General features: G+C 66.6%; 10 protein-coding genes and 1 tRNA gene. 6 read left to right on the top strand and 5 right to left on the bottom strand.

Annotated elements, in window-relative coordinates; all coding sequences use genetic code 11:
* On the bottom strand, window positions 1-726 hold a 726-nt coding region (locus tag QBJ92_RS20115), incomplete at its 3' end, for a DNA translocase FtsK 4TM domain-containing protein (protein WP_277971467.1).
* Window positions 727-842: 116 nt separating this feature from the next.
* Here QBJ92_RS20115 and QBJ92_RS20110 point away from each other — a divergent pair.
* Window positions 843-2,060, top strand: coding sequence for a UbiH/UbiF/VisC/COQ6 family ubiquinone biosynthesis hydroxylase (locus QBJ92_RS20110; protein WP_277971466.1), 1,218 nt, complete (start codon window positions 843-845; stop codon window positions 2,058-2,060).
* A 144-nt stretch (window positions 2,061-2,204) separates the two neighbouring features.
* Here QBJ92_RS20110 and QBJ92_RS20105 read toward each other — a convergent pair whose 3' ends face one another.
* Window positions 2,205-2,831 (bottom strand): LON peptidase substrate-binding domain-containing protein, encoded by a 627-nt coding sequence (locus QBJ92_RS20105; protein WP_277971465.1) that lies wholly within the window; start codon window positions 2,829-2,831, stop codon window positions 2,205-2,207.
* Complete coding sequence (locus QBJ92_RS20100) at window positions 2,828-3,724, bottom strand: tetratricopeptide repeat protein (RefSeq protein WP_277971464.1); 897 nt, start codon at window positions 3,722-3,724, stop codon at window positions 2,828-2,830. Before QBJ92_RS20100 ends, QBJ92_RS20105 begins: the two co-directional genes overlap by 4 nt.
* Before the next feature lie 179 nt (window positions 3,725-3,903).
* Here QBJ92_RS20100 and QBJ92_RS20095 point away from each other — a divergent pair.
* Window positions 3,904-3,978, top strand: a tRNA-Gly gene (locus QBJ92_RS20095).
* A gap of 144 nt (window positions 3,979-4,122) precedes the next feature.
* Entirely contained in the window at window positions 4,123-4,770 is a 648-nt protein-coding gene (locus QBJ92_RS20090; protein WP_277971463.1) for a DsbA family protein, read from the top strand.
* 25 nt (window positions 4,771-4,795) lie between these two features.
* Here the strand turns inward: QBJ92_RS20090 and QBJ92_RS20085 are convergent, their stop codons facing one another.
* Window positions 4,796-5,596, bottom strand: coding sequence for a class I SAM-dependent methyltransferase (locus QBJ92_RS20085; protein ID WP_431358446.1), 801 nt, complete (start codon window positions 5,594-5,596; stop codon window positions 4,796-4,798).
* Window positions 5,597-5,745: 149 nt separating this feature from the next.
* On the opposite strand from QBJ92_RS20085, the gene QBJ92_RS20080 reads away from it, so the two are divergent.
* The 3 genes from QBJ92_RS20080 to QBJ92_RS20070 are packed head-to-tail and all read left to right on the top strand — an operon-like array spanning window position 5,746 to window position 8,153.
* Entirely contained in the window at window positions 5,746-6,825 is a 1,080-nt protein-coding gene (locus tag QBJ92_RS20080) for an SPL family radical SAM protein (RefSeq protein ID WP_277971461.1), read from the top strand.
* The gene (locus QBJ92_RS20075) at window positions 6,822-7,307 is read left to right on the top strand and encodes a metallophosphoesterase family protein (protein WP_277971460.1); all 486 of its coding nucleotides are present in this window, start codon (window positions 6,822-6,824) and stop codon (window positions 7,305-7,307) included. Before QBJ92_RS20080 ends, QBJ92_RS20075 begins: the two co-directional genes overlap by 4 nt.
* 48 nt (window positions 7,308-7,355) lie before the next feature.
* Window positions 7,356-8,153 carry a DUF72 domain-containing protein gene (locus tag QBJ92_RS20070; RefSeq protein ID WP_277971459.1) on the top strand — a complete coding sequence of 266 codons (798 nt, stop codon included), beginning with the start codon at window positions 7,356-7,358 and terminating at the stop codon, window positions 8,151-8,153.
* Window positions 8,154-8,212: 59 nt separating this feature from the next.
* On the opposite strand, the gene QBJ92_RS20065 is transcribed toward QBJ92_RS20070, so the two are convergent.
* Window positions 8,213-9,124: hypothetical protein (locus tag QBJ92_RS20065; RefSeq protein WP_277971458.1), on the bottom strand; the 912-nt coding region annotated here is incomplete at its 5' end.

The following is a 9,124-nucleotide window of genomic DNA, read 5'->3' as shown; positions in this document are numbered from 1 at the left end:
GACGGCGCGCGGAATCGACACTTTTCGGGCTGGTTTGGCGTCTTCGTCGACGTCATTCGCTGCAAAATCGTCGTCAAACGGCGTGGTATCTGCGCGATTCCGACGCGATTCGCGCAACCGATTGGCGATCTGCGGCATGCGCAGCTTCCGTTCGGCCATGTCGATCGTGAAACTATACCCCCAAAGCACCAGCGCGGCAATCCCGAACGCCGCCGCGATTCCGCGCGTCGTCCACAGGATCGCGACCGGATCGCCGAGCAGCCCGATCGCCAGCCGCAGCAGGTTGGAGAGCGCCAGCCCGAACACCCCGCCATAGCCCGCGGGCAACCACGCCACCGCCGCGCCCGACACCAGCGCGAAGGTCGTGCCCGCGAGCAACGTCCCGCCCGTCGACGCGAGCAGCATCCGCCGCCAGCGCCCGACCCGCACGTCGCGCCACAACCGCAGCGCGATCAGCAGAAAAGTCGGCAATATCAGTACGACAGCAGGCCCGAACAGCCAGAACGCGGCATCCGCGACCAGCGCGCCAGGGCGCCCGAGCCAATTGTGCGCCGGCCCCGCCGAGGCGGTGTTGAGCGACGGATCGCTCGCATGATAGCTCGCGACGACGATCACCATCAGCACGACGATCGTCAGCAGCGTGAACGCCCCGAGCAGCGCGCCGCTGCGCACGGCGCCTGCCTTGACCGTCTCACGCCAGAGCGGTGGCTGCGCTTGGCTCGCCATGATGCAATGTCTTCCCGATGTTCACTGTCTGTGCCCGCGGAATCATCGCGTGCCCGCGCGGTCGCGTCAAGTTTTCCGCGATTGGCAGCGTCGTAGGAGAGGCTTACAGACGGGCCATGGATACAGCAGACGTCATCATTCTCGGCGGTGGACTCGTCGGCAGCGCGCTCGCAGTGGCGCTCGACGCGCACAATATGTCGGCGATCGTCATCGACATCGCGGACCCGGAAGTCATTCTAGCGGCTGGGTTTGACGGTCGTGCGTCGGCGATCGCGGGGGCGCCGTGGCGGATGCTCGGCGCGATCGGCGTGGCGGAAAAGCTCGCGGCAATCGCCTGCCCGATCAAGGGGATCCGGGTGAGCGACGGGCTCGAACCCGGCGCGCTCGATTTCGAACCCGATTCGGACGAGGATGCGCTCGGCCACATGGTCGAGAACCGCCGCCTCCGCGCCGCTTTGTTCGAGACCGCGTCGGCGGCGAAGAACGTCGACGTGCGGATGAAGACGCGCGCGGTGTCGGTCGATCGCGCAGCCTCGGGCGTCACCGTGACGCTCGATTCGGGCGCGGTGATTCGCGCGCCGCTGCTGATCGCGGCGGAAGGGCGCAATTCGCCGACGCGCGAGGCGGCCGGGCTCAACGTCGCGCGCTGGACCTATGACAATGCCGCGATCGTGACGTCCCTGCACCACGAACATTCCCATGAAAACATCGCGTTCGAGATTTTCTATCCCGACGGTCCGTTCGCGATCCTGCCGCTCAACGACGACGAGCAGGGCCATCGCTCGTGCATCGTCTGGTCGGTGACGCGCGACCAGGCGCCGGGGATGATGAAGCTGTCCGACCGTGGCTGGCTGGCCGAGGCGGACAAGCGAATTGGCGGATTCCTGGGGAAACTCGGGCCTTTGGGCGCGCGGTCGAGCTATCCGCTCGGCTTCCATCATGCGGCGAAGATCGTGTCGGACCGGCTCGCGCTGGTGGGCGATGCGGCACACGGCATCCATCCGATCGCGGGGCAGGGGGTCAACGTCGGCTTCCGCGATGTGGCGACGCTGGTCGAGGTGCTGGTCGAGGGCAAGCGCACCGGACTCGACCTGGGCGATCCCGCGCTGCTCGCGCGCTATGACCGGTGGCGGAGCCTCGACACGTTCATGGTCGCGGCGGCAACCGACGGGCTGACGCGGCTGTTCGGCATCAAGGGCAAGACCGCCAACGCGGTGCGGCGATTCGGGCTATCGGCGGTGCAGAAGATGCCGCCGCTCAAGCGCCGTTTCATCGCGGAAGCGCGCGGCGAGAGTGGGGATGTGCCTAAGTTGTTGCAGGGGATGATGGTTTAACGGGGGCGATATCTGACCCCATTGACCTGCCTTACCCTCTGCTCGCGCTGAGCAACGTCGAGAGGCCGGCGTTGCGCGTGGGGCTTGGACCGCGCTCAGCCCGAACTGTGGTGAGAGGCAGCAGCTACAAGCGGTGACGACGCCTTATTGCAGCGTCACCGAATCCTCGCCGTCATGCCGCCCGAAGAACTGCATCAACTGGATGATCAGTTCGGCGCGCTGCTCGATCCGCTCCGCCTCGAGCAGCGCTTGCTTCGCCGCGACGTCGAATGGCGCGATTTGCGCGATTCCGTTGACCAAAGCCTCGTCATCAAGGCGCGTCACCGCGTCCCAATCGACTGCATAGCCCTGCGAATCGGCAAACGCGCGCGATTCGCTCTCCAGAGCCGCACGCCGCGACAGCGACAGCACCTCAGGCGATTCGGGCGAGGCGATCAGCTCGGCCTCGACCTGACGGAAGGCAGTGGTGACATCGAGTTCGCGGACGATGCGGAACAGCGACAGCCCTTCGAGGATCAGATTGTACCGCCCGTCCTCGCTCGCCTCCACCTCGGCGATCTTCCCCACGCAGCCGATGTCGAACAACAACGGTTTGTCGGGCCGCGCAGGCACGTTGGGGCGCGGTTGCACCATCCCGATCCGCCGGTCGCGCGCCATCGCGTCCGAGATCATCGCACGATAGCGCGGCTCGAAGATATGCAGCGGCAAGTGCATCCCCGGGAACAGCAACGCCCCCGGCAGCGGGAAGATCGAGAGGCGGGTGATCGTCATCCGAACAGGATCGCGGATAGCTTGCGGCGCTGCGCGGAGACCCACGGGTCCTCGAGCCCGACGACCTCGAACAACTTGAGCAACTGCGTGCGGGCGGCTCCTTCGTTCCAGGCGCGATCCTCGGCGATCATAGCGAGCAGCGTGCCCGCAGCCGCATCGCGGTCGCCTGCGGCCATCTGGCCGTTGGCGAGCGCGAATCGCTTGTCGAAATCCCCCGGATTGGCGGCAACCTCGGCGGCGAGCCCGGCGAGATCATCGACGGGCGTCGCATCCTGCGCCAGCGCCAACGCGGCGCGGGCGCGTTCGATCTCGGGATGCTTGGCGGTATCCTCAGGCATCGCCGTAAGGTGCTCCTGCGCCGCTTCGAGCTCACCTGCTGCGATCAGCGCGCGAACGAATCCCCCGTTCACTCCGGGGTGATCCGGCGCGATCTCGGCAATCTGGCGGAAGATTCCGGCGGCGCGATCGGAATCGCCCACGGCCAGCGCTTCCTCGCCCATCGCGATCAACGGCTCGATTTCCGCTGTGGCATCTGCCGCCTCGGCCTCGATCGGCAATTGCTTGAGCAACTGGTCGAGCATCGTCTTCAACGCCGATTCGGTCCGCGCGGGCGTCAGGTCGGCGACGAGCTGCCCCTGGAACATCGCATAGACGGTCGGGATCGACTTGATCTGGAATTGCGCGGCGATGAACTGATTCTTGTCGGTATCGACCTTGGCCAGCACCACGCCCTTGTCGGCATAAGCGGCGCTTACCTTTTCGAGCACTGGGGTCAGCGCCTTGCACGGCCCGCACCACTCCGCCCAGAAGTCGATGATCACCAATTTGGTCATCGACGGTTCGACCACGTCGCGACGGAAAGCCTCCACCGCGTCGCGTTCGGCTGCGCTCATTCCCAGGGTCGCCAAGAGATGCTCCAATTCGTTTCGGTCGTTGCGTCTTATGTGGGGGCGGGGGCCGACAAGCCAACCCTTTTCATCAAAGTGCGAAAAGAGGCTTGCCGACCCCCCGACCCGGTGTTAGAGGCCGCCCCCTACCCGCCGGGCTCCACAGTCCGGCACATGGCGCCAGAGCGGGCGTAGCTCAGGGGTAGAGCACAACCTTGCCAAGGTTGGGGTCGAGGGTTCGAATCCCTTCGCCCGCTCCAGTCACTTTCCGAACAGTTATATATACCGGCGAAAGCCGACCTAGCCGAGAGGCGGGGTGCTGTTGCGACGGTTTGCTGAAGGATGGGGTACGCGATGCACTCTTCGCCACCACGCACATTTCATACCGCCCGACGACCGTCGGCATGACGCCGCGCTTCACCCGTCGTCAGGCGTGGCAGCTCGGCGCGGTCCTGCTCGGCGGATTCGTGGTCGGGCGTGCGGCGCATTGGTTCACGCCGGTCGGGCGCGACATCGGTCGCTCCGATACCGTCGCCGCAATCCTCGACGGGACCGAATCGCCCGAATCGGGGCCGAACGACGCCACGCTCTCCCTTGCAGTCTTCAGTGACTATCGGTGCCCCGCCTGTCGCACCGCTTTTCCTGCGCTCGAAGCGGCGCTCCGCGGGGATGGCAAGGTGCGGGTCATCTACAAGGACTGGCCGATCTTCGGCGCCGCCTCCGAACGCGCAGCGCAGGTCGCGCTCGCAAGTGCCGCGCAAGGGATCTACCCGGCGGTCCACCGCGCGTTGATGATGGACGACCGCAAGATCGACGACGTCATGCTGCAGGACGTTGTCACCGGTGCAGGCGGCGACTGGACGCGGGTGACCCGCGATCTTGCGCGAGACGGTACCGCGATGATGAATCGGTTGCGCGAGAATGGTCGCGAGGCACTGTCGATCGGGTTGACGGGGACGCCGGGATATCTCGCCGGCCCCATCCTGCAGCTGGGTGCGCTCGATTCGGCCGGTTTCGCCCGGCTGTTTGCCCGTGCCCGCGCGGAACCATGACGATTCCGCGCAGGAACGATGCACTTTACCGCTTGGGCTTGATGAACCGGATCGTCATGCGGTCGCTTTCCCCGATCGCGGCATATTTTGCGCGGTCGACATCCTTCAGCGCATAGGAAGGCGGAAGCGTCCAGACGCCACCGGGATAATCCGCGGTGTCCTTGGGATTGGCGTTGATCTCGGACATACCGGCGACCTCGAACCCCGCCTTGCGCGCGAAGGCGACGACGCTCGACACCTTCATATAGCCGCTTTTTTCCTCGGCTGCGGCGTCGCGCGCCTCGGGCAGGCGATGCTCGACGATGCCGAGCGTCCCGCCGGGCTTGAGCATCCGGAACATCTCGGCAAACGCCGCCTGCGTGCGGTCGACGCCCGAGAACCGCAGATTGTGGACGTTGCGGAAGGTCAGCACGACGTCTGCGCTACCTGCAGGGACGGCAGGCTCACCAGCCGCCGCGGGGAAGGCCGCGAGCTTAACCTTGCCGTAGACCGCCGGTTTGGCGGCCTGCAGTGCCTTGACCGCGTTCAAGCCCTTGGCCCAGCCGCTTGCCGCATAATAGGTTCCGCGCGTGGCGAGATAGGGCGCAAGGATTTCGGTATACCAACCGTTGCCGGGGACCAGTTCGACCACGGTATCGGTCGGCTTCACCCCGAAGAAAGCAAGCGTTTCGGCGGGGTGGCGGTAACGGTCGCGCGCAACGTTGGCCGGGGTGCGCGCGGCACCGGCGACCGCCTTCGCTAGCGATGGGTCCGGTCGGGGTGCCTGGCCGATTGCCACGCCGCTCACGGCAAGAGCGGCGGTCGCGGCACCAAGAATTGCAAACATCGGACGCACGGCAGATCTCCCTCAAACCGTCGCTACCGACCGGTTAGGCATGTTGTGCAGGGCGATCCTGCCGGACGCAAGCGTCGGCGTGATCAACGATTTGACGTCGGGTCGCGTGAACGGAGCGGCGTGCGCTGCGTTCCTGCCGCATGACCGCCGCGCTCCCTGTCGATCCCAACACCGTCCGCTGGCGCCCGCGGCGTGTCCTCATCACGCGATCGGCGCGCATGTGGGACCATGGCATCGCGATCGCGCAGCGGGCCGCCGAGCAAGGCGTGCCGGTGATCGAATTGCCCAACGATCGGGTGGTTTGGGCGCAGCCCGACGATCCGCGCGCCGCCTATGCCGAGGCGAAGGCAACGCTTGCGGTCGTCGTCGCGCCGCCGTCGAAGCTCAAGCTCGAACCGATCGCGCCGAGCGCGGACTGGCGCGTCGACCTGGCGGCGGGGTGTCCGGCGCATTGCAGCTATTGTTATCTCGCGGGCTCGCTCAAGGGGCCGCCGATCACGCGCACCTATGCCAATCTCGACGAGATCCTCGGCGTGCTGCCCAGCTATATGGACAAAGGGACGATCACCTCGCGCTCGGCGACGCGGGTGCATGAGGGCACCACGTTCGAGGCGTCCTGCTATACCGATCCACTGGGGATCGAGCCGATCACCGGGTCGCTGTCGCGCATGATCGAATGGTTCGGTCGGTCGGATGCGGATACGCAGTTGCGCTTTACCTCCAAATTCGCCGACGTCGCGCCACTGCTCGCGCTCGAGCACAACGGGCGGACGCGGATGCGCGCGTCGATCAATCCCAAGCGCTACGCCCGGTTCGAGGGCGGCACGGCGCCGGTCGCGCTGCGGCTGGCGGCGCTGCGGCAGATGGCGGACGCGAGGTATCCCGTTGGCCTGACGATCGCGCCGATCATCGCGGCGGACGGTTGGGAGGAAGCGTACGGCGCGCTGATCGACGACGCGGCGGCGGTGCTCGGCGACGTGCCCGACCTGACGATCGAACTGATCACGCACCGCTTCACGACCGGGTCAAAGGCGGTGCTCGACAGCTGGTATCCCGGCTCCGCGCTCGACATGACCGATGCCGGACGGATGACCAAGCGCACCAAATTCGGCACCGAAAAGCAGGTGTACGACACCGCAACGATGCAGCGCCTGCGCGGCTGGTTCACCGAGACGATCGCGCGGACGTTGCCGCTTGCGCGCGTGTTGTACTGGACATGAGCGTCTTCTTCACCGCCGACACGCATTTCGGCGACCACCGCACGATCAACATCCAGCGCCGCCCGTTCGCGAATGTCGCGACGATGGATGCGGCGTTGATCGCCGGGTGGAATGCGGTGGTGGGCGCAGACGACGAGGTATGGCACCTCGGCGACGTCGCGCGGCGTCCGGATGCGGTGGCCGATCTGCTCGCGCGGCTCAACGGGCGCAAGCATCTGCTCCGCGGCAACAACGATCCTGACGCAACGCTTGCCGCGGCGGGTTGGGAAAGCGTCGGCGATTATGCGGAGATCACGGTCGAGGAGCGCAATCTCATCCTGTGTCACTACCCCTTCCGGTCGTGGAACGGGCAGCATCGTGGCGCGATCAACCTGCACGGCCATAGCCACGGTCGGCTCAAGCCGATGCTGCGGCAATTTGACGTCGGGGTCGATCCCAACGGGTTCGCGCCGCTGCGGCTTGCGCAATTGCTCGGCGGGTGAGGGCGGAGACGGTTCCTAACCCTTGCCGGGTCGGTTAGCGTGGCCAGCATGAAACACGGCGACATCCGAATCGGCATTGGCGGCTGGACCTACGAACCGTGGCGCGGGACGTTCTTCCCCGAGAAATGGCCGCAGAAGCGCGAACTCGAGTATGCCGCGTCGAAACTCACCGCGATCGAGGTCAACGGCACCTATTATTCGTCGCAGAAACCCGCGACCTTCGCGTCCTGGGCGAAGGCGGTGCCCGACGGGTTCGTTTTTGCACTCAAGGCGTCGCGCTATTGCACCAACCGTAAGGTGCTGGCGGAGGCGGGCGAATCGATCGCCAAATTCACCGGGCAGGGGATCGTCGAACTCGGCGACCGGCTCGGGCCGATCCTGTGGCAATTCATGGCGACCAAGAAGTTCGACGCGGACGATTTCGGCGCGTTCCTCAAGCTCCTGCCGTCGAGTCAGGACGGCGTCGCGCTGCGCCATGCGGTGCAGGTGCGGCACGAGAGCTTCCTCGTCCCCGAATTCGTCGCCTTGGCGCGCGCGGCGGGAGTGGCGATCGTTTACGCGGATTCGACCGAGTACCCCGCGATCGCCGACGTCAGCGGGGATCTCGTCTATGTCCGGCTCGAGGCTGCGGTCGAGGACGAATCGGCGGCCTATGCCCCGGCTGCGCTTGATCGTTGGGCCGCGGCGGCGTGCGACTGGTCGGCGGGCGCTGCACCCGATGGATTGCCGTACGTCGCCGATCCTGCGACAGTCATCCCACGCGAGACGTTCGTTTTCTTCATCAACGGCGCCAAAGTCCGTGCACCGCACGGCGCGATGGCACTGATCGACCGGGTGCGGGGGTGACGGGACCGATCACAGCGTAGCGGGCAAGCCGAAGCAATCGGACGAAAACGAAACCGGCCCTAGATCGCGCCGTTCGCTTCCGCCGTCGCCGGACTCCCTGACATCAGGTCGGTCTCTTCGGGCGCAACGTCCGGCAATGCGGCGGAGGGGGCGGCGGAAGAGATCGGCGCGGTCGGCTCAAGGGCGACGCCCGGGCTCAGGATCGCCGCGCTTTCGATCGTGTTGAGCGCATGGCGCGCGGTGATGTAGCGCCGCGCCGCCTCGGTCCAGCGGGTCGCCTGGCTGGCGCCCGGCGTTCGCGACACTTCGGCCAACGCCGCCTCGACCTGCCCGGCTTCGAGCAACCGCTGCGCCCGTGCGACCCGGTCGACCGGAAGCGGCGACGGCGCGCTCGCCTTGCGCAGCACGACGAGGTTGCGCAGTTCGCGCCCCAGGCTCTGCAACCACCCGCTGCTCGCAACGCCCGTGACGAGTTCAGGGGCGACGCCGTCGAGCCCGGCCCGCAGGTCTTCGAGCGTCACCGGGTTGCGCGAGGCCTGGACGATCGTCGCGACCGCGGCGGTTTGCGTCTTGCCGAACCGGACGCGCAATTGTCGTTCGAGGAACCCGAGGTTCAGCCCACGGTCGAGCGCGCGGCGCGCGGCAAACGCGACCAGCAGGCCTTCGCTGCGCGTCGCATAGGCGGCGGCTTGCTGCGCGTCGCGGTCGATCGTCGCTTCGCGCGCTTCCAGCGCGTCGAGTTTGCTGGCGAGCTCTGCCTCGCGTCCGCTCAGCGCGGCCACGTCGATCGCCGAACCGGGCGCACCGACCTTGCCGGGAAGGATCACGACAGGAGGTTGCCCGTTCGAAACCGGCAGCGTCATCGTGGCAACCTGTTTGCCGTCAGCGGTGGTACCGGTTCCCCGGCCAAGACGGGTGATCAACAGGGCCGCCACGCCGACGCCGATCAGGAACGCGATCAGCCCTAGTGC

The organism is Sphingomonas echinoides (assembly GCF_029623395.1).
GTDB classification, from domain to species: Bacteria; Pseudomonadota; Alphaproteobacteria; order Sphingomonadales; family Sphingomonadaceae; genus Sphingomonas; species Sphingomonas echinoides_A.
This window is presented reverse-complemented; position numbering and strand designations above follow the sequence as displayed.

Coding starts and splice junctions, on each gene's coding strand:
- QBJ92_RS20110 (WP_277971466.1), top strand. CDS start 843: ATGGATACAGCAGACGTCATCATTCTCGGCGGTGGACTCGTCGGCAGC.
- QBJ92_RS20105 (WP_277971465.1), bottom strand. CDS start 2,831: ATGACGATCACCCGCCTCTCGATCTTCCCGCTGCCGGGGGCGTTGCTG.
- QBJ92_RS20100 (WP_277971464.1), bottom strand. CDS start 3,724: ATGAGCGCAGCCGAACGCGACGCGGTGGAGGCTTTCCGTCGCGACGTG.
- QBJ92_RS20090 (WP_277971463.1), top strand. CDS start 4,123: ATGACGCCGCGCTTCACCCGTCGTCAGGCGTGGCAGCTCGGCGCGGTC.
- QBJ92_RS20085 (WP_431358446.1), bottom strand. CDS start 5,596: ATGTTTGCAATTCTTGGTGCCGCGACCGCCGCTCTTGCCGTGAGCGGC.
- QBJ92_RS20080 (WP_277971461.1), top strand. CDS start 5,746: ATGACCGCCGCGCTCCCTGTCGATCCCAACACCGTCCGCTGGCGCCCG.
- QBJ92_RS20075 (WP_277971460.1), top strand. CDS start 6,822: ATGAGCGTCTTCTTCACCGCCGACACGCATTTCGGCGACCACCGCACG.
- QBJ92_RS20070 (WP_277971459.1), top strand. CDS start 7,356: ATGAAACACGGCGACATCCGAATCGGCATTGGCGGCTGGACCTACGAA.